The organism is Pseudoflavitalea rhizosphaerae (assembly GCF_003991355.1).
Lineage (GTDB): Bacteria > Bacteroidota > Bacteroidia > Chitinophagales > Chitinophagaceae > Pseudobacter > Pseudobacter rhizosphaerae.
This window is the reverse complement of the sequence record NZ_RCSU01000005.1, coordinates 87,048-111,027: the sequence shown is the minus strand read 5'-3', so window position 1 is coordinate 111,027 and position 23,980 is coordinate 87,048. Positions and strand designations below refer to the sequence as shown.

Below are 23,980 nucleotides of genomic sequence, written 5' to 3'. Positions count from 1 at the left end.
CAATACTACTAACACTTTAAAACATATTTTATGGCAATGTTTACTGGTCCGGGTAACGATGGCGTTAACGGTCTGACCGGCAGCGCAGGAGCGCCACCGGCTCCCAATACAACAGCAGCGAACGGCCCCGGCGGCCGCGATGCAGAATGCAGCACCTGGGGCGATGAAAAGCCCACCAATGGCGGCGCAGGCGCACATGGCGGACAGGGCGCGCAGGGACATCCAGGCAACAATGGCGGTCATGGCAGCAACGGTTCACACGGCGCTGTTGTGACGATAGACAGTACTTTCCTCACGGGAACCATCACACTAAATTTCCGCGGCGGCAGAGGTGGTAACGGTGGTGATGGTGGCAATGGCGGACAGGGACAGCAAGGTCAGAACGGAGGCAACGGCGGTCAGGGCGGCAGCGGCAAAGGCTGCGAGCCTCATGCCGCAGACGGAAAAGGCGGCAATGGCGGCAAAGGTGGTCGTGGAGGTCGCGGTGGCAACGGCGGCAATGCCGGCAGCGGTGGAAATGGCGGCCATATCGTGATCCTCTACGACCCCAATGCCCTCTTCCCGAATGTGATCGCAGATCCCGTGGACGGACTGGCAGGCGGCCCTCCCGGCGCACCTGGTGCAAGAGGTCAGGGTGGTCCCGGCGGCCCCGGTGGTAATCCCGGCAGCGGCAGCAGCTCAGGCGATGGCGGCACTACCGGCGATCCGGGAGAAGACGGAACAAACGGAGCTACCGCAGCAACCGGCAGCCCCGCTACAGTTGACATCATTGAACAACCCTGATCATGATACAACCAACACTCAACAGTTTCTATCAGCGCAGGATTGCGCTGGTAGAAACTACGGTTATAGGTCAACGATATACAGACGGCAGCAGGCTTTCCTCCCAATACAACCAGCTTTGGCAATCGTTACTGAAACCAACGTTCAACATCCGGCCCGTAACCACTCCCCTGCGTGCAGCCTCCATATGCGTAGACGGAACGCCGGTGGTATTTTCGGTTAAACTAACCCGTGAGCAGGAAGCCCCGGCCTTCCGCGTGCTGGTGGAACCCGGCGGCACCGGCATTACCGTACCCGAGCAGATCAACTGCTCCCTCCGGGCCGCTGATGAACTGTTGCAGATCATGGGCTGGCAGCAAGCCGCAGAACAGGTGAACAGGATCATCCATCATGTATTCCCCGCCAACAGCGCTGAACTGGAAAACTGGTGGGGAGGCATCTGGCTCGGCACTTCCATTTCAGAAACGCATACTGAATTACGTATGTACCTCAATCTTCGTCATGGCAATGCCCTGCAACGATGGCAGCGTGTGGCCGATGTGCTTACCGAATTCAGCGACGATAGTATTGCGCCGGTGCTGGAGAAACTCATTGCCCAAACTTCGCCTCATGCCATACCCGTTGGACTGGGCATCGTGATCAGCGGTTCGGTCAGGGGTATCCGTTTGTATGCCGGAATGCAGGAACCATCCGAAGAGAGTATTATGGGATCTATTTCAGGAGATGCATCCCTGGTGAAAAATGAAATACACTGGTTCTGTAATGCCATCCTGGAAAACTTCGGACCATTTGCGCGGCAAAGCATTACACTAGGTTATGATTTCCATTTGGATAAGAAAGGAGTTTTACAGCCACTGATCTCGCGCACCAAGATCGATGTGGCTTGTCAGCGCTTTGCAAAAGCCGAAAACTTTATTCCATTTTTACACAAATTGGTGCAACAATTCCAATTCGATAACAGCCAGCTTCCCTCCTTCCTTGCTGATCTCCGCCACTGCTTCAACGGATGCGATGTGGAATACATCAGCCTGGGAGTGGATAGCGGCATCGATCACCTGACCGTTTATGCTAAACCTCATTCACTTCAACCCGCAGGCAGTAACTGATGCCGTGCAGCGGGCAGAGCATTTTCTGATTTCACAACAGGATGCTGATGGCTGCTGGCGCGATTACCAACTGGAACCAGGCGCCTCGGAAGCCTGGACCACCGCCACTGTTTTGTATAGTCTCACCGGTGCCCAGCCATCTTCGGTTCCCGTTCCGATCGTGAATGCAGCCATACAGGCATTACTTAACCTGCAACGTCCCACTGGCTGGGGCTATAACCGCCATACCGCAACAGATGGCGATTCCACCGCTTGGGCCTGCCGGGCGCTCGCTTCCCTGGAAGCCCTGCCCGGCACTTTACTGGCTGCCCTCCTGCAGAACTATATTCATGAAAATGGCAGCACCAGAACTTTCTTATTGCAGGAAAGGTTCGGTAGCTGGGCAGGTAATCACGCAGACGTACAACCGATGATCGGCCTGGCTCTGTTGAAATGCTATTCCAGCAAAACGGCCTTGCAGGCTACTGAAATGACCCGCCTTATTTTCCTCCTGCGGAACCATTGCATCAACAGTGCCGGCAATGGACTTTGGAGATCATTCTGGTGGGCTTCCGACGCCTATGCCATCGCCATCAACCTGGAATTCCTTCAAACCAGCGGTGGGATCCCCGTAACTATCCGGCAGTCAGCAATTACCTGGCTGAAAAAGGAAATAATCCCTCAAACCGCTTTTGAAGCGGCACAACTGCTGAAGATCGCTTTATTGTGTGGGTCCGGCGCATATCTTGCCACAAGTTATACCCGGTACCTGCTTGATAAACAAATAGACGATGGAAGCTGGCCCCCGGCTCAACTATTGCTTGTTCCAAAACAGTTTGAAAAAATACAACAGGGAAACGATCACTCTTCAGCTTTTACAGACAAAAATAAACTGATGAGCACGGCAATGGCACTAACTGCATTGAAAACAGTATTGGCAACATTTGGGTCTCCCGGCATCGTAAGAGTTTTTTCATCCTGTAGCTGAACCGTATCATTATTTTTTAGCAAACAGGTAGATCATCAGTACCAGGTACAGGAAAAGAATGATGAATGTATCAAGGCTCAGCAGCCAAAGATGCTTTTTCTTTGGCTTGAAAAGCAGACCAAGCCCTACTACTGTTGTCATTAGAATAGTGATGAATACCGAGATCAGGTGTGAAGAGGAGATATTCCTGAAAATTGAGCCCTGCCTGTAAAAAACATCATCAACGCCAAGTATGAACATATTGAAAACATTACTGCCCAGCAAATTCCCTACCGCCATATCCAGCGCTCCTATTCTCAATGCGGCCAGCGATACTACCAGTTCAGGCAGCGAAGTTGCTGCGGCAATGAATAGTGTTCCGAAAAAAGAATTACCCAGGCCCGTCCGGGCTGCAATGTTTTCACCAAAAAAAGGAAGGAACACCGCTGCCCCGATCACTACCAGGGCATTCAGCGCATAATTGCCTACCGCTCTTCTCAATTCCGCCGAACGCGAAGCGGTAAGAACAACAGTTGATGGTGGCGATTCAACCAGGGAAGCATGTTCATACTTATATATGCCCCATACAGCAATAAGGTAAATAGCGAAAATCAGGAATGTAAAACTGCTCATCCAGAGTATGCCCGGAACCTGGTCAGATAGGTAAATAGCCATTCCTGCCACCGTTAGCAAGATGATCCCAAAAATTGCCGCAACGATATGGCTCGACTTCACTTCAGACAGAAGGGGTCTTTTTACACGGGCATCCAATACAGAAAGAATAAGCAGGTTAAAAACGCAGCTGCCGAAGATATCGCCGGCCGCCAGGTCCGGCACTTTAACGATCGCCACGGAACTGATGCCTGTTATCAGTTCAGGCAGGGATGTAACTGAGGCCATTATGATCAGCCCTACCCAGGCTTTCCCCATTCCCGTCAGCTCAGCAATCTTATCGCCATAGAAGGAAAGCTTTGAGCCGCTAAAAATGATAACGGCAGCACATAAGATAAAGCCAGAGATGTTGAGATAAAGATTTTCCAAGTTGAAAATATTTTCTATACTTGTTCAGGGATCACCAGTAGCGGCTTTTGGGTTACATAAGCCATATTTTTAGTGATACTTTTCACAAAGAAGTTTTTAAGAAAAGTCTTGTTTCTCCTCACCATCACCATCACATCATAAGGAACCCGCTGGTCCAGCGTTTCCATTGCTTCAATTACCGATATAGCGTCCAGCAGTTGATAACGGACCTTTACAGCGCCGGATCGTCTTTGCTGGTTGCAGGCGTACTGTTCAAAGTTATGTTTATCTTTTTCCTTTTCAAATACCGGTTCACAAATATCCTGAAAATGAAGGACCGTTATGGCTGCATCATACAATTTGGCAATTTCTTCAACTATTGAAAGGGCAGCCTGGTCATTTCCAGAAGATTTGGTAGCAAAAACAAAATGGCTGGTTTCTCCCGGCACATATTTTTCCGGCACCAGCAAAACCGGCCTGTCTGATCTATCTGCAATCCTTGCAGATACAGAGCCTACAATAACTCTTTTCAGCCCACTGCATCCCTGAGTACCCATCACAATCAGGTTTACCTGATTGATTGCAGCAAAATCAAGTATGCTGCCAACCAAAGGAGGGCGTCCGATAACTGCAGATACCTCTACCCCGCTTATTCCTTCTATAACCTTTTTGATGAGCCGCTGCAGCCGCCTCCTGATATTTTTTTCGCATCGTTCATTGTACTGTTTTCGCGATTGCATGGTTCCGATAAAAACGTTTTCGAGCGGAATATGAACGTGGTAAAGAATAATGGAACTCCCCGCTCTCTGAGCAAGGTCCACTGCAAAACGGAATGCTTTTTCTGCAGCAGGAGAAAAATCCGTGGGAACTAACAGACGTTTCATAATTCAATTACTTATGATCAAAATTATTACACGGATAAATTTGAGATAGAAATAAGTTATGAGGAATGACGAAGCTCATATGCTGAATTGATTATGAGAATTTCCAAAAACATCAAAAAAAATACACAGGCGCCCGAGGTGCCTGTGTATTACATGGTTTCAGGTACATTATCGTTGTTCAATAGAACTGGTATTCAGCTTCCTGCTTCAATGCCCGTACTACGGCTTTGTCTTTTCCACGCAGCAAATGGTGATAATCTTTAGGATTGATCGGCTTGAAATATTCAATTGGCGACAAGCTCAGTTTCCTTTTCAATCCCATATCCTTCATCAGCAGGTCCAGGTGATGATAATTGAACGGAGCGATGCAGGTTCCGCTGAATTCCGAAGCAATAGGCCTGCTGCTGCTGCGCCATTTCTCCATATAGTCCATTTCCTTATTCATCTTTTCAACGGAAGGCAGCGCCAGTTTCTGTTCCGCATACCGCACCAGCCAGTTGGCCGCTACTTCAGAAGTAAGCGTGGTGAATAAACTTGAATTGAATCCCACAAATCCGAGTTGAGGCAATTGCGGGTTGATGATATTCCTGAACAGCCGGTATTGTCCGTTCTGCCCGATGATGAATTGTTTGTACGCAGGCTCCAGGAAAGGCAGTTCCTGTGTAAAGCCTGTACCAAACACGATCATGTCAGGCTGGATGGTTTCACCATTGCCGAGTATCACGTTCTTCCCTTCCATTCTGGCAATAGTGGTCTGTTTCGCATTGATAAGCCCTGACCTCACTTTCTCATAAAATCCTTCCGGTGCAACACCCAGGCTGCAACTGATCTGATCTTCGATCCTGTGTTTTGGCACCATTCCACAGGCTTTCAGTTTGAATTGCATTTTCAGTAAGGCTTCCAATCCTCTCCATTGCGCCCATACCAACGGCTTGCCTATTGAATGCAATATTTTTTGCCCGAATGATTTGCGTGGCGCACTGAAGAATGCCTCCGATAATCGTGAGAACAGCAGGAATCGCATATTCACTTTATTTCCGAAATAGCGTGGTACCTTCCACTGTGCCTTACGATAGAGCAAAGTACAGGCTGCCGCATTGTCGGCCGCTGTTGTTGCAATATCCGTAGCCGATTTGGCAAAGCCCACTACCGCAACTTTTTTTCCTTTCAACATATTCGCATCCTTCACCTGGCTGGAATGAAGTATCTCTCCTCCTTCCTGCAAAAAACTCTCACTACCTGCAACAGCAGGAATATATGGTTTGTGGAATGTGCCTGTGCAAATAGCTACAAAATCGAATCGCATGTATTTATCTTCAGCGGTCTTCAGGTCCGTTACCTCCATATGCCAGGCGCCTTCCCGGAAACTCAGTGTGTTCACCTTAGCATTGAACCAGATATGCGGAAATACCCGGAATCTTTTCGCATATCCTTCCAGGTAAGCCTGCACCTGTTCTCCTGAAGGCCACAAAGGGTAACCTGCCGGCATCGGATAATCAGAGAAAGCATATTCATCCCTGGTGGTTTGTGTTGCAACGCCAACGTAGGAGCGGCTTCTCTCCCATACTCCCCCTGCACTGGACGATTTTTCCAGGACAGTAACCTGGTATCCTTTCTCGATGAACGCTTTTGCTGTGGCGAGACCGCTGATGCCGGCCCCGATAATGCCGATATGTTTCATGGGATCTGTTTTAATTGTTGAACCAAAGCTAACCTTCACTGTTAGTTCACTTACCCGCCGGTTAATGATTGCGGGTTGTTGCTTAACGGAAGACAAAATCGGCTAAACGGGATACCACTCATTTTCATTAATTTTAGTCACTACCTTTTAAAAACACCTTTTTATGGCAAAAAGCAAGACCATCTCCGCCGCTGACGATTTTTTCGCCAATGCCGAAGCATGGCATGATGAATTCGAACAATTGAGAACGATCCTGCTGGATTGTCAACTGGATGAAGAACTGAAATGGGGACAGGCCTGTTATACATACCAGAATAAGAATATCGTTCTGATACACGGTTTCAAGGAATACTGCGCACTACTTTTCTTCAAAGGCGCGCTGCTCAACGATCCAAACGGCATCCTGGTACAACAATCAGAAAATGTACAGAGCGCCCGGCAGGTCCGTTTCACCAATGCGAAACAGATCACCAAATTGAAAACCGCACTGAAAACATATGTGTATGAAGCCATCGAAGTGGAAAGGGCCGGACTGAAAGTGAAACTGAAAAAGGTGGAGGAATATCCGGTAGTGGAAGAATTCCAGAAAAAGCTCGACAGCAAACCTGCACTCAAAAAGGCTTTCGAGGCATTGACGCCTGGCCGCCAGAGAGGATATCTTTTGCATTTCTCATCCGCCAAACAATCCAAAACCCGTGCTGAGAGAGTGGAAAAATGTACAAAATTGATACTTGCAGGCAAGGGGCTTAACGATTAGGAGTAACCGATTTGATCATCTGAATCAATGTTGCCTATGGAAAAGAATAAAATCAGTAGAAGTACTATAATAGCAACTCAATATTTTGAATTCCTGGACCATCATATTGAAGATGTTGTGAACGGAGATGTACCTGATTTCTTCGAACTGAACCGCATTGCGCGCGAACTGGCCGTTTCCCACAAGCATCTCACCGATATCATCAAAACAGAGAAAGGGCACCCTCCCTGCCATTTCTATGATGCAAAGATCATCAGCAAAGCCCAGGAATTACTGATTGAATCCGATCTTTCCATTGCACAGATCGCCATGAAACTGACCTACGACCCTTCCAATTTTTCAAAGTTCTTCAAGAAGTTGACAGGGTTCACTCCCGGTGATTACAGGAATGAAAAAAAGAAGTAGTAATCCGGTAAAAAATCCGAAAAGTTCACCATAATAAACCTGTTTACATCATTGACCTTCGTATCCAACTTAAAAAAGGATACTATGGCAAACAACAATGTAAATGGAAAAGTGGTCTTAATTGCAGGAGGAGCCAAAAACCTTGGCGGATTACTGAGCAGGAACTTTGCGGCGAAAGGAGCCAAACTGGTGATCCACTACAACAGCGCCAGCACACAGCCCGATGCGGAAAAAACATTGACAGAAGTACAGGCAGCAGGAGCAGAAGCCATCCTCTTCCAGGGAGATCTTACCAGGCCAAGGAATATCATCACGCTTTTTGATGCAGCCGTTTCAAGATTTGGTGGTATCGATATCGCCATCAACACAGTCGGCAAGGTTTTGAAAAAACCAATTGCAGATACAACCGAAGCAGAATACGATAGCATGAGCGATATCAACTCGAAGGCCGCTTACTTCTTCATCCAGGAAGCAGGAAAGAAACTGAACAACAATGGTAAGATCTGCACCATCGTTACCTCGCTGCTGGCTGCCTATACAGGACTCTACTCTACTTATGAAGGAATGAAAGCGCCAGTAGAACATTTCACCAGGGCAGCTTCCAAAGAATTCGGCGGCAGGGGAATTTCAGTGACCGCAGTTGCGCCCGGACCAATGGACACGCCGTTCTTTTATGGACAGGAAAGTGAAGATGCCGTTGCCTATCACAAATCAGCGTCTGCACTCGGTGGTTTGACAGACATAAAGGATATCGCGCCGCTGGTAGAGTTCCTGGTCACTGATGGCTGGTGGATAACCGGACAAACCATTTTTGCAAACGGAGGTTATACTACAAGATAAACATTTCGCACAGTCAGTATGAAAATGAGAAGCTTTGGCAGGCTTTTCATTTTCTTTTTTATAGAATAATAAAACATTACAACTATGGTCCTGAAAGTCATCAACGCAATACTGATCCTTATTGCCGTTTTCATGGGGTTCAAACAGGGATATGCCATGTTCTCAGGAAAACCGGAAATGTTGCAGATGTTCAGCAAATGGGGATTGGAAAGAAATGGCGTAATGATAAATGGCGCCATTACCATCATCGCTGCCTTGCTGATCCTGTTCCCAAAAACTTTCGTTTGGGGCAATTTCCTGATGGCCGCAGGGATCCTTCTGATCATCTGTTTTCAACTGCTGGATAAAAATTTGAAAGGAGCAGCCATTGAACTGCCCTTCCTCCTGCTCAATCTGGTGATCCTCTATCTGCAGCATCCTTTGAAAAATAACTGATTGCCATCCTCCGGACAGACTACCTGAACTGTTCTTTTCCTCCCTGTTTTTTACTTCTCAAAAAAAAATTGCCGATTTTTTTTGCACAATCATTTGACTGCATATATTTGCAGTCAAATAGCTGCAAATGGAATTAAGAAGAGATGTTTTCCAGGCCATTGCCGACCCAACCCGCAGGGCCATCATTACTTTACTGGCAGTGAGCGCCATGACTCCCGGCGCCATTGCTGAAAATTTCGATTCCTCCCGTCAAACCATTTCCAAACATATTCAGATCCTCACCGAGTGTGAACTGGTAAAACAGGAACAGAACGGCAGGGAGATATTCTATCATTTAAACCCTAAAAAGATGAAAGAGATTGCAGATTTTATCGAGCCTTTCCGGAATCTTTGGGATGATCGTTTCAACAAACTGGAATCGATCATGAAAAAATATAAAACTAAAAAATAGAAATCATGGAAAGAAAGACACAGGTACATGCTGAAGAGGGGAAACAATACCTCACCATCACCAGGGAATTTGAGATACCCGTTGACCTTTTATTCCAGGCCCATACCGATCCGGAGATCATTACGCAATGGATGGGCACCAAAGTATTGAAGTTTGAAGGCAAACAAAATGGCGGCTTTACTTATGAAACCTCGGACCCGCAAGGGAATGTGGTATTCCGGGGCAATGGCGTGTTCCATGAATTTGTGCCGAACGAAAAACTGGTCCGTACTTTCCAGATGATGAGTGAAGGCTTCGACGCACAACTGGAATTCTTCACATTTGAAGCGCTGGATGAGGATAACAGCAAACTCACCATGTTTGTAGTGTACAAAACCCCTGAACACCGGGAAAACCAACTGAAACTTCCATTCAGACAAGGTCTCAACTGGGCGCATAACGAAATGGAAAAAGTGGCGAAACAGATAAAAGCAGCCCGCTAAGGTCCGGCACAGTTTTTCTTGTTATCAAATAACCATAAAAGCAGTCATATGAGTAAATCCACCACAAAGAAATTATCCGCAGCTGAACAACAGGAACTGCTGCAAACATTGAAAGCCCGTTTCGATAAGAATATGAATCGCCACAAAGGAATTGCATGGGAAGATGTTCGCGCCAAACTGGAATCCAAACCGGCAGCCCTGCATACACTCAATGAGATGGAAATCACCGGCGGAGAACCGGACCTGGTGGGATTCGATAAGAAGTCCGGCGAATTTATTTTCTTCGACTGCTCTGCAGAATCACCGAAAGGCCGTAGAAGCGTTTGTTTCGATGGTGAAGCTCTCGCCGCCCGCAAACAGCACAAGCCAGACGACAGCGCCGTAGAAATGGCCAAAGCCATCGGTGTTGAAATATTATCCGAAGAAGAATACCGCTATTTGCAGGAACTGGGAGAATTCGATCTGAAAACATCCAGTTGGATCCAGACCCCGGCAAAGATCAGGAAACTCGGCGGTGCTTTGTTCTGCGACAGAAGATATGATACAATATTTGTGTATCACAACGGCGCAGATTCTTATTATGCAGCGAGAGGATTCAGAGGAAGCCTGAGAGTGTAATGACTATTACTTATTTATTTTGGTGCTGGCAGTCGCTCGCCTCTGGCGAGTGACTTGTATTTGTTCGCCTCCGGCGAACACTGCGTCGCCAGACGCGACTAAAAAGCAGTCACTCGCCAGAGGCGAGCGACAGCCAGCACGCTGTACAGCCCCAACTTTCCATTTTCTCACTTTTCCGTCTCATAGATCAGCTGCACTACTCCTGACCTGAACACTTTCGTATCCATCAATTTCAACCTCACCCTTTCTTTCAGGTTCTCAAATAAAGGTTTGCCGCTTCCTAACGCTACCGGGTGTACGGAAACCCTGTATACATCTATCAATCCCAGATCGATAAAAGTTTTGATCAGGCCCGCTCCGCCGTATAACCAGATATCTTTCCCTCCTTCATTCCTGATGGCGTTCACAGCAGCAACGATATCACCAGAAACAAAACTGGCCCTGTCATCATTTCTCTCCTGTTTTGAAAAAACGAACTTCTTCTTCTCATGTACATTTTTCCATAACTCCTGTTCTGTTTTACCGGCATTTGCATCGGGTTGGTAATTACCCCAGGCATCATAGCTCACCCTGCCGTAGAATATGGTATCGATACCAGACAGGAATCCATTAAAGTCCATATCATCATCCATAATACACCAATCGATCTCGCCATTGGGACCTTCAATAAAACCGTCCAGTGTAACCGCCAGGTCCAATACTATTTTTTTCATGATTAAAATTTATTTGACGTATAACAAAACCAATACACGCTATTGTTCGGATTGTGGAAAAATGAACAGGCTAAGAATGGAAACAATCTAAACAGTATCTTGCAACTTTCTGCTACCCATGTACACGAGAGAAGAAATATCGAAGATCAAACAATCCTTCTGGGCTGCATTCGGCAGTTACATGAAGCCCATACAATCCGTCGATGGCCTGCCCGTTACCTGGCTCAATTACAAGACAGGCGTGAATGGCATCAGTTTTAAAATGGATGCGGACCGCGACCATGCCATCATCCTCATCTCCCTCTCACATAAGAATCCTGAAACCAGACAATCCCATTACCAGCAATTCATCCGGCTCCAGCCCATGCTTTGGGACGCTTTAAAGGAAGACGACTGGATCTGGAAAGAAAATGAAACGGACTGGTTCGGCAAAACCACCAGTTCCATCAGCAAGCTGCTCGAAAATGTAAATGTACTCAAACAATCAGACTGGCCTGAAATCATTTCTTTCCTCAAACCGCGCATCATGGCCCTGGACGAATTCTGGTCTATCACAAAGCCCGCTTTCGAACAATAAACCACCAGGCTGCCTCCTCATCCGTTAATTCAAATGCCTCATCCGTAAAGTCAGTCGCCACATTCATTCCTCCAATTGGCATCTTTGTGCAAAGCCCCGCTTGAATGAGGATCTCTATTATTCATGTTTTTTGTCTCCTGCTCACACTAGGTTGCTGCTTGCCGTTATCAAAGGCGCAGCAGGCTGGTCAGTGCGACAGCTGGGCCACTACCCTGGCAAACAAAAAAGGAACGGTTACCGCACTCTGGGACAACATCGAACCTTTCATTTACATGAACAAAGCCGGTCAACTTTCCGGGGTGGAATACGAGATCATGGAAAGCCTGAAATCATACCTGCAGCTGAAATACAAGATAGAGCTCGATATCCGCTGGATGCAGGCCGGAAGCTTCCACAATATTTTCAGCAGGGTGAAGGAAAGTGATTGCAGCGGCCTCTTCGGATGGTCCTATTATTCCATTACCCCTGAAAGAAAAAAAGAAGTGCAGTTCACCATGCCCTATATGCCGGATGTGAATGTGCTGGTCACCAATAACCTGGAACCCATGTATGCAAGCCCGAAAGAGTTCACCGGGCGCCTCCGCGATATGCACGCTTTCACACAACCGCAAACCACCATGGAAGAGGATGTGATGATGCTGCGCAACAATTTCTACCCCGGACTGCCCCTCTCCTATGCCACAGATGATTACGAGATCATGAAGGCTGTTGCCAATCACAATAACAGCTTCGGTTATGTGCCACTGTCAGTTTACATCGTTGCATTACAAAAAGATATTCGTGTAAAAAGGCAACAGGTGCTGAGCAGCCACAGGCAAGGCTTTGCAGCCGTGATGCCGATCAGTTCGGATTGGAAACCTGTAATGGACGAATATTTTTCCTCGCCTCTTTTCCGCATGAAGGCCAGCGCCATCATCGCCAAATACCTCGGCACGGAAGTGAAAGACCTGGTGTTCGAAGACAGCCTGCTAATGAACGGTCCTGCTGCATCCGACCTGGTATCGCTGGAAAAGGAGATCGTCACCAAACGATTGATGGACACGGTTGTTGAAGTACAACAGCAGGGCGCATTGCGCAATATCCTCATCATACTGTTCGGATCAGGCGTACTGATGAGCGCTGTACTGTACAGCCGTTTCCGCACAAGGCAAAAACTCAATGCCCAACTGGAACAGCAGAAGCAACAGATAGAACAGATGAACCAGCTGCTGAAGATGAAGATCCTGCAGGCAAGGCTCAACCCGCATTTCCTGTTCAACTCGCTCAATTCGATCCAGTATTTTATTGCCGGTGGCGATAAGAAAATATCGCTGCAATATATCAGTCGATTTGCCGCCTTTCTCCGCAAAGTGATCAACTATGGCGACGAGCTCAGCATTCAGGTACAGGATGAAGCCAGTCTGCTGCGCGAATACCTCTGGCTGGAGCATTGCCGCTTCTTTGACAAATTCGATTATGAGATCACCGTGCATCCATCCGCCAGCAAGGCCAGCATCCTGCCTTTCCTCACACATTCGCTGGTGGAAAGTGCACTGTACAAAGGCATCCTGCACCTCAACAACGGGCATAAGGGAAAACTTGATGTTGAATTCATGGGCGAAGCAAATTCGCTGGTGGTAAAGATCTCCGACAATGGCTGCAACCGCACCATCAGTCAGATAGTGGAAAACAGGAAAGAGCATATTAACGGTGATGAACAAATGCTGATGCGGAGGATTGAACTTTTCAATGCGCACAATCAACGGAAGATAACCGCCAGCGCGGCAGACAATCATCAGTCCGGTGAGCAGCACCGGCATGTGGCCACACTGGAAATACCTCAACCTTTATTCGATCTGAACCAAACTTAACAACCTTAATTATGAAATACCAGGCAATCATCGTGGAAGATGAACAACTGAACCGCGATTTCCTGCTGAACCTTTTACAGGAATTTTGTCCACATATCGAAGTGGTAGCCACAGCCGCTTCCGTGAACGAAGCCGTATCCGCCATCCGGGCCCATGATCCGCAGATCATTTTCCTGGACATCGAGCTGCAGACAGCTACCGGCTTTGATGTACTGGAACTGGTGCGCGACACAAAATTCGAGATCATCTTCACCACCGCTTACGATCATTACGCCATCAAGGCTATCCGCTTCAGCGCCATCGACTACCTGCTGAAGCCCATCAATTACGAAGAGCTAACACGCGCTGTGAGCAAAGCCATCGAATCACTGAAAGTAAAACAGCAGGACGATCGTCTGGAATTACTCATGCGCAATGTCCGCATCCCTTCGGGAGATGATTTTTCCATCAGTCTCTCCACTGCTGAAGGCATCGAATACATTCCCCTTCAGCAGATCAGTTACCTGGAAGCAAAAGGTCCGTATACCACTTTCTTCCTGAAAAGCGGGAACCATATGATCGTGTGCAAACATTTGAAGGAATATGAAATGATGCTGACCGAACATGGTTTTTTCCGTTTACACAATTCCTATATGGTGAATATGAAAGAAGTGAAAAAGATGATACGTGCAGACGGTGGTTATGCCGTGATGAACAACGATGCCATGATTGCCATCTCGCCCAGGAAGAAAGATGAATTCCTGCAACTGATGAGCCGGCGGCTGGTGTAAGCCTCCTTCAACTTTATCCCATTCAAGATGTCTAACACGAACCATATTCTGGAACAACAATTCAGGCTGCTGCAACAGGAGAACGAAATGCTGCGCAGTGGCCGGTTTCCGCATACCAACTCGGTGAATGTGCCCGATGAGCTACGTCCTGTTTTTGATGTGGCGGAAGGAACAGTACGGGAATATTTCAGGGATTTCAAAATGGATCCCGGCTGCGGCACCATCGAGATCAATGATCAGCGCTATGTGCTGGTGCGCGCCTCCGCCTTTTCCAAAGGATTCCTGGAAACGATACAGGGGCTGTATGCAGACAAAGGCCCCAGCGAAGCCTTCGCCATCGGCCGCAATTTTCTTTTCGACTATGCGCATGTGATAGGCACCCATGATGCGCGCGACTTCCACCAGAAAATGAACCTCACCGATCCCATTGCGCGGCTGTCCGCAGGTCCCGTGCATTTCGCCTGGTCGGGCTGGGCATTCGTGAACATTCACCCGGAAAGCAATCCCAGTCCGGATGAGGATTTCCTTTTATTGTACGATCACCCCTACTCATTTGAAGCCGATAGCTGGATACGCGCAGGCGTATTGAGCAAAGAGCCGGTCTGCGTAATGAACTCCGGTTATTCTTCCGGATGGTGCGAAGAAAGTTTCGGACTGCCACTTACTGCCGTTGAAGTAAGCTGTATTGCCAAAGGTGATGCCAAATGCAGTTTCGTGATGGCGCCGCCACACCGCATACAGGAACACCTGGAAAAAATAAACAGTAAGAAAAGATATGCTTCGCGAAAACAGTACAATATCCCCACACTCTTTGAAAGGAAAAAAGTAGAAGAAGAAATGGAAAGATCGAAAGCCCTGGCAGAAGAATCAGCCAAAGCAAAAGATGATTTCGTCGCCAACATGAGCCATGAACTGAGAACCCCGCTGGGCGCCATTCTCGGCTTTGCAGACCTCTTACAGAAAACCGATCTCGATCCCGTGCAGCAGGAATATCTCGAAGCTATCCATACTTCAGGCAAAAGCTTACTGAGCATCATCAATGATATCCTCGATCTCTCCAAATTAGACGCCGGTAAATTCATCATTGAATCCGTTCCCTTCAGTATACCCGAACTGATGCACTCCATCCAGGTGATGTTCTCGCCCAGAGCTGCGGGTAAAGAGCTGCGCCTCAGCTGCAGCGCCGATCTCAGCATCAACTACCAGGTAACCGGAGATCCCATGCGCCTCACACAGATACTGGTGAACCTGATCGGCAATGCCATCAAGTTCACAGACAATGGCAGCGTGGATGTGAACTGCATCGTCAGTAAAGAAGATCACGACTCACTCGAGCTGCATTTTTCCGTACGCGATACCGGCATCGGCATCGAACCTGAAAAGATACACAGCATCTTCGACCGCTTTACACAGGCCGAATCACATATCACCCGCCAGTACGGCGGCACAGGGCTTGGACTGGCCATCACCAGGCAACTGATAGAATTGCAGGGAGGAAATATCCGGGTAAAAAGTGAACTGAACAGGGGAACAGAATTCCATTTTATGATCCCCTACAAAAAGGCACATGAGCAACTGCATCAAATACATACCCCATCGAATGGCGCCCCGCGCTCCTTTGGCAGCTTCCGCAGGGTCCTTATCGTGGAAGACAACCTGATCAACCAGAAACTCACCTCCACCATCCTGCATCACAATGGTTTCGAGGTCCGCATCGCGAAAAATGGACGAAAGGCCATCGATATGCTGAAGGAATCAGGGTTCGATCTTATCCTCATGGATATCCAGATGCCCGTACTCGATGGTTACCGCACCACACAACTCATCCGCGACGAGCTCCATATCGGCACTCCCATCATCGCCATGACAGCACATGCGCTTAGTGGTGAACGTGATAAATGCCTCAAAGCAGGCATGAACGACTACCTCGCCAAACCTTTCAGGGAAGCCGATCTGCTGGACAAGATCGCGTATTGGGCATCGTTGGCAGAAGGCAATCATGATTCCAATCATCCCAATTTCAAAAGGATCGACCTCAGTTTCCTGCTGGAGCAAACGCGCAACAACAAGACTTTCATCAGGGAAATGATCCGCATCTTCCTGAAACAATATCCCAAAGACAGGGAAAAACTGAAAAACGCGATTTTAAAACAAGACTATAAGCAGATCTATAAAACGGTACATGCGCTGCGGAATACAGTAGGCTTGTTCGGGCTGTCCTCTTCTATCGGCAATCCGCTGCTGGAAATGGAAAAGCTGGCCCTCGCCAATGAAAAAGTGGAAAACATTCAGCAGCTCCACAACAAAGTGCTGCCGTTGTTCGAAGAAGCTGTAAGAGAGTTGGAATTGTTCAAAGATAATTAGCGTGCCGCCAGTCGCTCGCCTCTGGCGAGTGACTTGTATTTGTTCGCCTCCGGCGAACACCGCGTCGCCGGAGGCGACTAAACAAAAGTCACTCGCCAGAGGCGAGCGACTGGGCACACTCAGATAATATTCACCTCGCGTTCCAGAGCTACGCCAAATCTTGATTGTACACTATCCATTATTTTTGTACTCAGCTCGTATATCTCAGCGCCCCTTGCATTTCCATAATTCACCAGCACCAGTGCCTGTTTCTCGTGGCAACCGGCATCGCCTCTCCTGTAACCTTTCCAGCCGCACTGCTCTATCAGCCAGCCAGCAGCTAATTTCACTGAGCCATCTGCGTTAGTATAACCAACAATGCCTGGGAAATCCTGTTTCAGTTGTTCATAATGCGCAGCGGGCACGGATGGGTTCTTGAAGAAACTGCCGGCATTACCAATTTTTGCGGGATCAGGTAATTTAGAGCTCCTGATCCGGATCACGGCATCGGCAATGGCGCGGATACTGAGTTCTTTCACTCCCATCCTTTCCAACTCCTGTTCGATGGCGCCATAACTGGTATTGAAACGCGGCGTTTTGTTCAGACGGTACGTCACATTAAGGATCACGAACTGGTCCCTGTAACGTCCTTTGAACACGCTTTCACGATAGCCGAATGCACAATCATTATTGGTGAAAGTCAAGATCTTTTTGTCTTTGAGATGGAAAGCTTCCAGCTCTTCGAACACATCCTTTATTTCTACTCCGTATGCGCCGATATTCTGCATGGGACTGGCGCCAACATTCCCCGGGATGAGCGAAAGGTTTTCCAGGCCGGCCCAGCCCCTGCCAATGGAATACTGTACAAACTGATGCCAGTTTTCGCCGGCGCCTGCTTTCACATAGTAATGCGTATCAGTTTCACTTATGAGTTGAATACCCATCAGTTCATTCTTCATCACCAGTCCATCGAAGTTGCGCGTAAACAAAATATTACTTCCGCCACCCAGCACAAGTTTGGCAAGATGATCATCGTCAGACCAGGCTGTCAGTTCCTGTAATGCTTCAAGAGTTCCAAATGTGGAAAACTGACGGGCTCTTGCATCGATGCCCATAGTGTTAAATTGCCTGAGTGAAATATTTTCCTGAATTTGCATATTGCCGTGTTACCCGCAAAATAACGAAATTATGCAAACACAAACAGCGGTCGTATTAGGCGCCACAGGCATGGTAGGTGGCTTATTGGTGCAGCAGTTGTTGCAGAATGATCTGTTCAGCGCCGTTCGTATCCTGGTAAGGAAGCCTGTATCCTTGCAGCATCCCAGGCTGGAAGTGAAACAGGTGAAATTCGATGATGCAGAAAGCTTCAATGATGGCCTGGGTAGAGGCGATTCTATTTTCTGCTGCGTGGGCACTACACAGAAAAAAGTGAAAAACGATAAGTCTGCGTACAGGAAAGTAGATTATGATATTCCTGTAACTGCCGCGCAGTTGGCCCTGAAGAACGGTTTCAGAAAATACCTGCTCGTATCGGCCGTTGGCGCCAATCCGAATTCAGCCAATTTCTATTTGCAACTCAAAGGATCAGTGGAAGAGGACATCAGTTCTTTACCCTTCGAGAGTACACATATCTTCCGGCCCTCATTGCTGATGGGCGATCGTAATGAAAAAAGGACCGGTGAAAAGATCGCCCAGGTGGTGATGCCGCTTATCACCTGGACCATGCTCGGTCCCCTGCGTAAGTACAGGCCTGTCAGCGGCGAAAAAGTGGCCAGGTCAATGATGAATGCTGCCCTCTCTCCTCTTACCGGCCTGCATATTTACCAATATGATCAGATGAAATAATTTATTGCGTGTCTACATCGGGAATGATCACTACGCTGCGAAAACGTTTATCGTAGTGCAATACAGCTATCTGGTCCTGTATCTGTTGTTTACACTGCTGGATGAGGGCTGAATCTTTCGGCAGTTTGAACATCAGCTCCATGAGGTATTGATTACGGATTCGGTTCACAACAGGCTCTGCCGGACCGATCATATATTGTCCGTATTGCGGTTTCAGGTATTCGGCCAGTTGCCTGGCAGCTCCGTCCACCAGCTCTTTCGATTTATTCCTGAATGTCAGTAATATAATACGGGAGAATGGCGGATAAAAGAATTGCCTTCTTCCTTCGATCTCGGTATTGAAGAATGCCGGATAATTATGTTGTTGCACATAATGTAAAACAGGATGCGCCATCTGGGCCACCTGGATCATTACATGGCCTTCCCCATCTTTCCTGCCTGCCCTTCCGCTCACCTGTTCCATCAGCTGAAAGGCGCGTTCGTTAACGCGGAAATCGGCAAAACTCAGGAGACTGTCGGCATCCAGCACGCCAACAAGATTTACATTTTCGAAATCAAGTCCTTTCACCACCATCTGCGTACCAACCAGTACCTGTATGCGCTGTTGCTCGAATTGCTGGATGAGGTTATCATGCGCAGTTTTGCCACGCACACTGTCAACGTCCATCCTGGCCACTTTCACGCCGGGCAGTTGCTCCTCCACATACTCTTCAATTCTTTCCGTACCGAAATTCTGTTGGAGGAAATGATGGTTGCCACAAGCCTGACAGGTGTATACCAGCGGGTACACTGTGCCGCAATAATGGCAATGCAGTTTATTGGTGTTCTTATGGAAATTGAGACTCACATCGCAGAACTTGCAATGCGGGATCCAGCCGCAGGTCTGGCAAACCTGGTAAGGGCTGTAGCCGCGCCGGTTCTGGAAGAGGATCACCTGCTTGCCTGCCTCGAGCGACCGTTGAATGGCCGCTTTGAGTTCGGGCGTGAGGATCACTTTCTCCTTGTTCAGTTTTGGCGTTTTCTTGATGTCCACCAATTCAATGGTTGGCATCTTCACACCGCCGAAACGCTCGGCCAGTTCCACAAATCCATATTTCTGTTGCTGCGCATTGTAATAGCTTTCCACGGAAGGTGTGGCGCTGCCCAGCAATACTTTTGCTTTGAAGAGTGATGCATAATATATCGCCGCATCGCGCGCATTGTAACGAGGTGCAGGTTCCTGTTGCTTGAAACTGGGATCATGTTCTTCGTCTATCACAATCAATCCCAGGTCAGTAAAAGGAAGGAAGATGGATGAGCGGGCGCCCAGCACCACTTTCAATTCCCCGGTCTTTACTTTATTCCATATTTCTATCCGCTCGTTCTGGTTGAATTTCGAGTGATAGATCCCGATATAGCCACCGAAATGTTTCTGCAATCTTCGTATGATCTGGCTCGTGAGTGCGATCTCCGGAAGCAGGTATAACACCTGCTTGCCCTGCCGTATGGCATTTTCGATCAGCCTGATATACACCTGTGTTTTCCCGCTGGCAGTTACTCCGTGCAGCAGGGTCACCGGTTTTTGTTCGAAGCTTTGTTTCACTTTTTCATAAGCTTCTTCCTGTGCAGGCGTGAGCGAGAAATCTATTTTGATATCTCTTGGAAGATAGAGCAGGCGGTCTATCTGTCGTTTTTCCAGCCAGAGGATATTCTTGTCAACAAGTCCTTTGAGCTGCGCATCGGAAGCCCCGCTTTTTTTCAGCAGTTCCGATTTGGTTACCTCGCCCTGCGTTTTCTGCAGGTGGAGGTAGCTGAGCAGCAGCTCCATTTGTTTTTCGGCGCGTTGCAGTTTTTTATCTTCATTCAGCAGGTCCGCCAGTGCATCTTCATTATCATACACTGTGTTCAGCATCACGAAAGTTTCCTTCTTGGGCGAATAGGATTCTTTCAATGCCTCCCAAACGGAGCAGACTTTTTTCTCGATCAGCCGCTTGATCACGGGATATACATGCGATGAATCCAGCACCTGCTGTACTTCCGGAACTTTCAGTTCTTTTTTGATGAGCAGTGCTTCTGCCACGAGGAATTCGTCGTGGTCCAGTTGCATGAAGTCTTCACCATACTCTTCATTGAATACGATGGTGGTTTCACTGCTGAGTTTGAAATGCGAAGGGAGTGCAGCGGCCATCACTTCTCCTTCGGAGCACATATAATATTGGGCGATCCAATGCCAGAGTTGTAATTGCTGGGGATAAATGATGGGTTCCACATCCAGTACATTGAGCACTTCCTTGGGCTCAAAAGCCTGTGGCATCTCATTATGCAGGTTGCGGATCACCCCTGCATATTTCTTGTTCTTGCCCAGCACCACTTCCACGCGAACGCCCGGACGCACCTGTTCCCGGAACCGTTCAGGTACGCTCCAGGTATAGTTCCTGGGTAAGGCCAATGGTATGATAACTTCAGCAAACAAGATCCAAATGTAAGTCAGAACATCCGGTTTTTAATCAAGGGGTTGGCAGTCGCTCGCCTCTGGCGAGTGACTTTTATTCCGTCGCCTCCGGCGACGCGGTGTTCGCCGGAGGCGAACAAATACAGGTCACTCGCCGGAGGCGAGCGACTGTGGCACGCTGTGGATCCATGCTGCATTATATTTCCGCAGCGCAGTGGCCATGGCATTGTATACTTTTTCTTTCAGCGCCTGCACGTCCCTGGTGGTGAGGCCATCTACCGGAACAGGCTCGAGAAAAACACTCCGGCTCTTTCCGGGATTCAGTGAGAAAACACTTTTATAGTGCTGCCTGGCGTAGGTATCCAGGAAGAGTACTGGTTTGATGGGCGTTTGCGTTTCGATGGCAATGCGGAAAGCGCCGTCATAAAATCCACGAAGTGGCTCATGCGATTCATTGAATGTGCCTTCGGGAAATATAAAAATGGAAATCCCTTTTCTGATAACTGATTTGAGTACACGAACACTTTTGGCCCGGCCTTCGGCGCTGGACCTGTCCACTGTTACAGCTGCATTCCTGTAAATGAAACCGAATACCGGCACTTTACTCATTTCGGCTTTGCCGAGAATTCGAACGGGCTGCCGGATCGTTTTTACGATCACGGGGATATCGAGATAGGAAATATGATTGGCAACAAAAATATATTGCTGGTTTTTATCATGGGGGAACTGGTAGATATTCCGGTGTACAATGCCTGTGAGGAGGAACCAGGCGTCTGCCCAGAGCTGGCAGCAACGGTAGATGAAATTCCCGCCGTTGATCTTTCCGAAAAATGAGGCCACCATCACCATGGGGAAAACGAGTAGCATCAGCACAACGAAACAGATCGCGGCATAGAGGAAATAGAGGCCTTTAGCGGGTAATAAAAGATACTTCATCAGGGTCGAAAACGTAAATATAATAGATGCGTTCGAATACCTGCAAGAAACGCTTCCCGATCACAGGGTTTTAACTTATTTACAATTGCAGGGCCATTCAGTATCGAGATCGATCACGGTGATCACCACCATGCCGCGGTCTGATGGTGCGAAGATGATGCGCACTTCCTGTCCGTCTTTTGTTTTGCCTTCGAGAGCGTATTTGGGATCGGGGCGGGCGGCGGGATCGCTTTTGCGATCATTGACGCGTCCGTTCAGGAGAATATCGCGCACTTCCGCTTCATCGATATGGCGGCAGCCCATGCGGCAGCGGGCATGCCTGGTGAAGATCAGCTTTTCCGAGCGGCGGTTGAATCCTTCCGTGCGGTTGGGATCATCACTGGGTGGGTTAGACGGGTCCCGGCGGGAAGGATCGTTATTGCGCCTGTTCTCAGTGCGTTTATCGCGCTGTTCTTGTGTTGTTTTCTCTTTTTCCTGTTTTGCATGATTATTCCTGATAAAAGTGGTTATCAGTATCGCAGCGAGCGCAACTACAGCTATCAGGTATTTAATTTTTCCGGACTTCATTCAACCAGTTTTTTTAGAGTGCCGCGGGGGCTGACCAAAAAGGGCGGAGAGCTGGCAGTCGCTCGCCTCCCGGCGAGTGACTTCTATTTGTTCGCCTCCGGCGAACACCGCGTCGCCAGAGGCGACTAAACAAAACTCACTCGCCGGGAGGCGAGCGAGTGGGCTCCCCGAAATGCTAAGAGGGAAGCTTTTTAGTCAGCCCCCCGGCACCTTGTTTTCTGCAATTTAACGGCAAAACCCAGACTTTCCTATCTTTGCGCCCTGATGGAAACAAAAAGAACAGTAGCGTTTCATACACTCGGTTGTAAACTCAATTTCTCCGAAACCTCTACCCTGGCCCGGATGCTGGAACAGGATGGCTTCGAGAAACGTGCGTTTGAAGACCTGGCGGACGTATACGTGATCAATACCTGTTCTGTTACCGAGAATGCCGATAAGGAATGCCGTCACCTGGTGCGCCGCATCCAGCGCAAGGCCCCTCAGAGCCTGGTGGTGATCACCGGTTGCTACGCACAATTGAAACCCAGAGAGATCGCAGATATTCCGGGGGTAGACCTGGTGCTGGGCGCTGCCGAAAAATTCAATATCGGCCAACACCTGAAAGAACTCACCAAGGGCAATTCCGCCCTGATCTGCAGCTGCGATATAGAAGAAGTGAGCGGATTCAACGCCTCTTATTCCCGGAACGACCGCACCCGCACTTTCATGAAAGTACAGGACGGCTGTGATTACAACTGCTCTTTCTGCACCATTCCCATGGCCCGCGGCAAGAGCCGTAGCGATAATGTTGACAATGTTGTGAAACATGCAACCCGCCTGGCAACAGAAGGAGTGAAAGAGATCGTTTTGACAGGTGTGAACCTGGGAGATTTCGGGAAAGGCGCCGATGGCAACAAAAAACACGAAGAGAATTTCTTCGATTTAGTGAAAGCGCTGGACCTGGTGGAAGGTATTCAACGCTACCGCATTTCCAGCATCGAGCCCAACCTGCTCACCAATGAGATCATTGAACATGTTGCCAACAGCAATAAGTTCATGCCTCATTTCCATATTCCGCTTCAGAGCGGCAGCAACAAAATACTTGGACTGATGCGCCGCCGTTACAAAAGGGAACTGTATGCAGATCGCGTGCAGTTGATCAAAACCCTGATGCCGCACTGCGCCATCGGAGTTGACGTGATCGTTGGCTTCCCCGGCGAAACTGAAGCAGATTTCAGGGAAACATTCGACTTCCTCCATTCACTCGACATATCTTACCTCCACGTATTCACCTATTCCGAGAGAGACAATACCAAAGCGCTGGAAATTACACCGGTAGTGCCCATCGAAGTAAGGCACGAACGCAACAAGAGCCTGCGCAATCTCTCCTATATGAAAATGCAGTACTTCACCCAACTTCATGCCGGGCAAACCCGTAAAGTATTATTCGAGATGTTCAACAAGAATGGTATGATGGAAGGGTATACAGACAACTACATCAAAGTGACCACGCCCCACCGCGCCGAATGGGCCAACCAGGTGGTGGAATGGAAATTGTAAT

At 48.3% G+C, this 23,980-nt stretch carries 24 protein-coding genes; 16 read left to right on the top strand and 8 right to left on the bottom strand.

The features are described from left to right. The first annotated feature begins 30 nt into the window (after window positions 1–30). The 3 genes from D9Y29_RS26510 to D9Y29_RS10315 are packed head-to-tail and all read left to right on the top strand — an operon-like array spanning window position 31 to window position 2,856. Window positions 31–783: a hypothetical protein gene (locus D9Y29_RS26510; RefSeq protein ID WP_164735351.1), complete on the top strand. Its 753-nt coding sequence runs from the start codon at window positions 31–33 to the stop codon at window positions 781–783. Window positions 784–785: 2 nt separating this feature from the next. Continuing rightward, entirely contained in the window at window positions 786–1,889 is a 1,104-nt protein-coding gene (locus tag D9Y29_RS10320) for a hypothetical protein (RefSeq protein ID WP_127127720.1), read from the top strand. Next, window positions 1,849–2,856 (top strand): prenyltransferase/squalene oxidase repeat-containing protein, encoded by a 1,008-nt coding sequence (locus D9Y29_RS10315; protein ID WP_127127718.1) that lies wholly within the window; start codon window positions 1,849–1,851, stop codon window positions 2,854–2,856. The genes D9Y29_RS10320 and D9Y29_RS10315 overlap by 41 nt, the downstream gene beginning before the upstream one ends. A 9-nt stretch (window positions 2,857–2,865) precedes the next feature. Here D9Y29_RS10315 and D9Y29_RS10310 read toward each other — a convergent pair whose 3' ends face one another. From D9Y29_RS10310 to D9Y29_RS10300, 3 genes are all read right to left on the bottom strand, one after another. Continuing rightward, window positions 2,866–3,876 (bottom strand): sodium:calcium antiporter, encoded by a 1,011-nt coding sequence (locus tag D9Y29_RS10310; RefSeq protein ID WP_127127716.1) that lies wholly within the window; start codon window positions 3,874–3,876, stop codon window positions 2,866–2,868. 14 nt (window positions 3,877–3,890) lie between these two features. Beyond that, window positions 3,891–4,739 (bottom strand): universal stress protein, encoded by an 849-nt coding sequence (locus D9Y29_RS10305; protein WP_127127714.1) that lies wholly within the window; start codon window positions 4,737–4,739, stop codon window positions 3,891–3,893. A gap of 178 nt (window positions 4,740–4,917) precedes the next feature. Further along, on the bottom strand, window positions 4,918–6,420 hold the full coding sequence (locus D9Y29_RS10300; protein ID WP_127127712.1) for a flavin-containing monooxygenase: 1,503 nt from the start codon (window positions 6,418–6,420) through the stop codon (window positions 4,918–4,920). Between the two features lie 163 nt (window positions 6,421–6,583). On the opposite strand from D9Y29_RS10300, the gene D9Y29_RS10295 reads away from it, so the two are divergent. The 7 genes from D9Y29_RS10295 to D9Y29_RS10265 all read left to right on the top strand — a co-directional run bounded on the left by D9Y29_RS10295 (window position 6,584) and on the right by D9Y29_RS10265 (window position 10,408). Then, window positions 6,584–7,177, top strand: a complete 594-nt coding sequence (locus tag D9Y29_RS10295; RefSeq protein ID WP_127127710.1) for a YdeI/OmpD-associated family protein — start codon at window positions 6,584–6,586, stop codon at window positions 7,175–7,177. A gap of 36 nt (window positions 7,178–7,213) precedes the next feature. Further along, window positions 7,214–7,582: a helix-turn-helix domain-containing protein gene (locus tag D9Y29_RS10290; protein WP_206513757.1), complete on the top strand. Its 369-nt coding sequence runs from the start codon at window positions 7,214–7,216 to the stop codon at window positions 7,580–7,582. Window positions 7,583–7,666: 84 nt separating this feature from the next. Continuing rightward, the gene (locus D9Y29_RS10285; protein WP_127127706.1) at window positions 7,667–8,422 is read left to right on the top strand and encodes an SDR family oxidoreductase; all 756 of its coding nucleotides are present in this window, start codon (window positions 7,667–7,669) and stop codon (window positions 8,420–8,422) included. An 84-nt stretch (window positions 8,423–8,506) separates the two neighbouring features. Then, window positions 8,507–8,857, top strand: coding sequence for a DoxX family protein (locus D9Y29_RS10280; RefSeq protein WP_127127704.1), 351 nt, complete (start codon window positions 8,507–8,509; stop codon window positions 8,855–8,857). Between the two features lie 127 nt (window positions 8,858–8,984). After that, entirely contained in the window at window positions 8,985–9,308 is a 324-nt protein-coding gene (locus D9Y29_RS10275; protein WP_127127702.1) for an ArsR/SmtB family transcription factor, read from the top strand. Between the two features lie 5 nt (window positions 9,309–9,313). Beyond that, entirely contained in the window at window positions 9,314–9,790 is a 477-nt protein-coding gene (locus tag D9Y29_RS10270; RefSeq protein ID WP_127127700.1) for an SRPBCC family protein, read from the top strand. 48 nt (window positions 9,791–9,838) lie between these two features. Continuing rightward, a complete protein-coding gene (locus tag D9Y29_RS10265) occupies window positions 9,839–10,408 on the top strand; it encodes a DUF4256 domain-containing protein (RefSeq protein ID WP_127127698.1) in 570 nt (189 codons plus the stop codon). A gap of 167 nt (window positions 10,409–10,575) precedes the next feature. Here D9Y29_RS10265 and D9Y29_RS10260 read toward each other — a convergent pair whose 3' ends face one another. Next, window positions 10,576–11,121 (bottom strand): dihydrofolate reductase family protein, encoded by a 546-nt coding sequence (locus D9Y29_RS10260; protein ID WP_127127696.1) that lies wholly within the window; start codon window positions 11,119–11,121, stop codon window positions 10,576–10,578. A 118-nt stretch (window positions 11,122–11,239) separates the two neighbouring features. On the opposite strand from D9Y29_RS10260, the gene D9Y29_RS10255 reads away from it, so the two are divergent. The 4 genes from D9Y29_RS10255 to D9Y29_RS10240 all read left to right on the top strand — a co-directional run bounded on the left by D9Y29_RS10255 (window position 11,240) and on the right by D9Y29_RS10240 (window position 16,682). Further along, window positions 11,240–11,698, top strand: a complete 459-nt coding sequence (locus tag D9Y29_RS10255) for a DUF4268 domain-containing protein (RefSeq protein WP_127127694.1) — start codon at window positions 11,240–11,242, stop codon at window positions 11,696–11,698. 158 nt (window positions 11,699–11,856) lie between these two features. After that, window positions 11,857–13,548 carry a histidine kinase gene (locus tag D9Y29_RS10250; RefSeq protein WP_164735350.1) on the top strand — a complete coding sequence of 564 codons (1,692 nt, stop codon included), beginning with the start codon at window positions 11,857–11,859 and terminating at the stop codon, window positions 13,546–13,548. A gap of 11 nt (window positions 13,549–13,559) precedes the next feature. Then, entirely contained in the window at window positions 13,560–14,318 is a 759-nt protein-coding gene (locus tag D9Y29_RS10245) for a LytR/AlgR family response regulator transcription factor (protein ID WP_127127690.1), read from the top strand. A gap of 27 nt (window positions 14,319–14,345) precedes the next feature. Beyond that, window positions 14,346–16,682, top strand: coding sequence for a response regulator (locus tag D9Y29_RS10240; RefSeq protein ID WP_127127688.1), 2,337 nt, complete (start codon window positions 14,346–14,348; stop codon window positions 16,680–16,682). 119 nt (window positions 16,683–16,801) lie between these two features. Here D9Y29_RS10240 and murB read toward each other — a convergent pair whose 3' ends face one another. Then, a complete protein-coding gene (gene murB / locus D9Y29_RS10235) occupies window positions 16,802–17,818 on the bottom strand; it encodes a UDP-N-acetylmuramate dehydrogenase (RefSeq protein WP_127127686.1) in 1,017 nt (338 codons plus the stop codon). A 31-nt stretch (window positions 17,819–17,849) separates the two neighbouring features. Here murB and D9Y29_RS10230 point away from each other — a divergent pair, with 31 nt between their 5' ends. After that, window positions 17,850–18,506 carry an NAD(P)H-binding protein gene (locus D9Y29_RS10230; protein ID WP_127127684.1) on the top strand — a complete coding sequence of 219 codons (657 nt, stop codon included), beginning with the start codon at window positions 17,850–17,852 and terminating at the stop codon, window positions 18,504–18,506. 1 nt (window position 18,507) lies between these two features. Here D9Y29_RS10230 and priA read toward each other — a convergent pair whose 3' ends face one another. From priA to D9Y29_RS10215, 3 genes are all read right to left on the bottom strand, one after another. Continuing rightward, window positions 18,508–20,958: a replication restart helicase PriA gene (gene priA / locus D9Y29_RS10225; RefSeq protein WP_241237892.1), complete on the bottom strand. Its 2,451-nt coding sequence runs from the start codon at window positions 20,956–20,958 to the stop codon at window positions 18,508–18,510. Window positions 20,959–21,084: 126 nt separating this feature from the next. Continuing rightward, window positions 21,085–21,873, bottom strand: coding sequence for a lysophospholipid acyltransferase family protein (locus D9Y29_RS10220; protein WP_127127680.1), 789 nt, complete (start codon window positions 21,871–21,873; stop codon window positions 21,085–21,087). Between the two features lie 75 nt (window positions 21,874–21,948). Further along, on the bottom strand, window positions 21,949–22,440 hold the full coding sequence (locus D9Y29_RS10215) for a DUF4258 domain-containing protein (protein ID WP_127127678.1): 492 nt from the start codon (window positions 22,438–22,440) through the stop codon (window positions 21,949–21,951). Window positions 22,441–22,704: 264 nt separating this feature from the next. On the opposite strand from D9Y29_RS10215, the gene mtaB reads away from it, so the two are divergent. After that, window positions 22,705–23,979, top strand: a complete 1,275-nt coding sequence (gene mtaB, locus D9Y29_RS10210) for a tRNA (N(6)-L-threonylcarbamoyladenosine(37)-C(2))-methylthiotransferase MtaB (RefSeq protein WP_127127676.1) — start codon at window positions 22,705–22,707, stop codon at window positions 23,977–23,979. Window position 23,980: the final 1 nt, after the last annotated feature.

Excerpts from the sequence above, each read along its gene's own strand:
- D9Y29_RS26510 (WP_164735351.1), top strand. The coding sequence starts at position 31 with ATGGCAATGTTTACTGGTCCGGGTAACGATGGCGTTAACGGTCTGACC.
- D9Y29_RS10320 (WP_127127720.1), top strand. The coding sequence starts at position 786 with ATGATACAACCAACACTCAACAGTTTCTATCAGCGCAGGATTGCGCTG.
- D9Y29_RS10315 (WP_127127718.1), top strand. The coding sequence starts at position 1,849 with ATGCTAAACCTCATTCACTTCAACCCGCAGGCAGTAACTGATGCCGTG.
- D9Y29_RS10305 (WP_127127714.1), bottom strand. The coding sequence starts at position 4,739 with ATGAAACGTCTGTTAGTTCCCACGGATTTTTCTCCTGCTGCAGAAAAA.
- D9Y29_RS10300 (WP_127127712.1), bottom strand. The coding sequence starts at position 6,420 with ATGAAACATATCGGCATTATCGGGGCCGGCATCAGCGGTCTCGCCACA.
- D9Y29_RS10295 (WP_127127710.1), top strand. The coding sequence starts at position 6,584 with ATGGCAAAAAGCAAGACCATCTCCGCCGCTGACGATTTTTTCGCCAAT.
- D9Y29_RS10290 (WP_206513757.1), top strand. The coding sequence starts at position 7,214 with ATGGAAAAGAATAAAATCAGTAGAAGTACTATAATAGCAACTCAATAT.
- D9Y29_RS10285 (WP_127127706.1), top strand. The coding sequence starts at position 7,667 with ATGGCAAACAACAATGTAAATGGAAAAGTGGTCTTAATTGCAGGAGGA.
- D9Y29_RS10280 (WP_127127704.1), top strand. The coding sequence starts at position 8,507 with ATGGTCCTGAAAGTCATCAACGCAATACTGATCCTTATTGCCGTTTTC.
- D9Y29_RS10275 (WP_127127702.1), top strand. The coding sequence starts at position 8,985 with ATGGAATTAAGAAGAGATGTTTTCCAGGCCATTGCCGACCCAACCCGC.
- D9Y29_RS10270 (WP_127127700.1), top strand. The coding sequence starts at position 9,314 with ATGGAAAGAAAGACACAGGTACATGCTGAAGAGGGGAAACAATACCTC.
- D9Y29_RS10265 (WP_127127698.1), top strand. The coding sequence starts at position 9,839 with ATGAGTAAATCCACCACAAAGAAATTATCCGCAGCTGAACAACAGGAA.
- D9Y29_RS10260 (WP_127127696.1), bottom strand. The coding sequence starts at position 11,121 with ATGAAAAAAATAGTATTGGACCTGGCGGTTACACTGGACGGTTTTATT.
- D9Y29_RS10255 (WP_127127694.1), top strand. The coding sequence starts at position 11,240 with ATGTACACGAGAGAAGAAATATCGAAGATCAAACAATCCTTCTGGGCT.
- D9Y29_RS10245 (WP_127127690.1), top strand. The coding sequence starts at position 13,560 with ATGAAATACCAGGCAATCATCGTGGAAGATGAACAACTGAACCGCGAT.
- D9Y29_RS10240 (WP_127127688.1), top strand. The coding sequence starts at position 14,346 with ATGTCTAACACGAACCATATTCTGGAACAACAATTCAGGCTGCTGCAA.
- murB (WP_127127686.1), bottom strand. The coding sequence starts at position 17,818 with ATGCAAATTCAGGAAAATATTTCACTCAGGCAATTTAACACTATGGGC.
- D9Y29_RS10230 (WP_127127684.1), top strand. The coding sequence starts at position 17,850 with ATGCAAACACAAACAGCGGTCGTATTAGGCGCCACAGGCATGGTAGGT.
- D9Y29_RS10220 (WP_127127680.1), bottom strand. The coding sequence starts at position 21,873 with ATGAAGTATCTTTTATTACCCGCTAAAGGCCTCTATTTCCTCTATGCC.
- D9Y29_RS10215 (WP_127127678.1), bottom strand. The coding sequence starts at position 22,440 with ATGAAGTCCGGAAAAATTAAATACCTGATAGCTGTAGTTGCGCTCGCT.
- mtaB (WP_127127676.1), top strand. The coding sequence starts at position 22,705 with ATGGAAACAAAAAGAACAGTAGCGTTTCATACACTCGGTTGTAAACTC.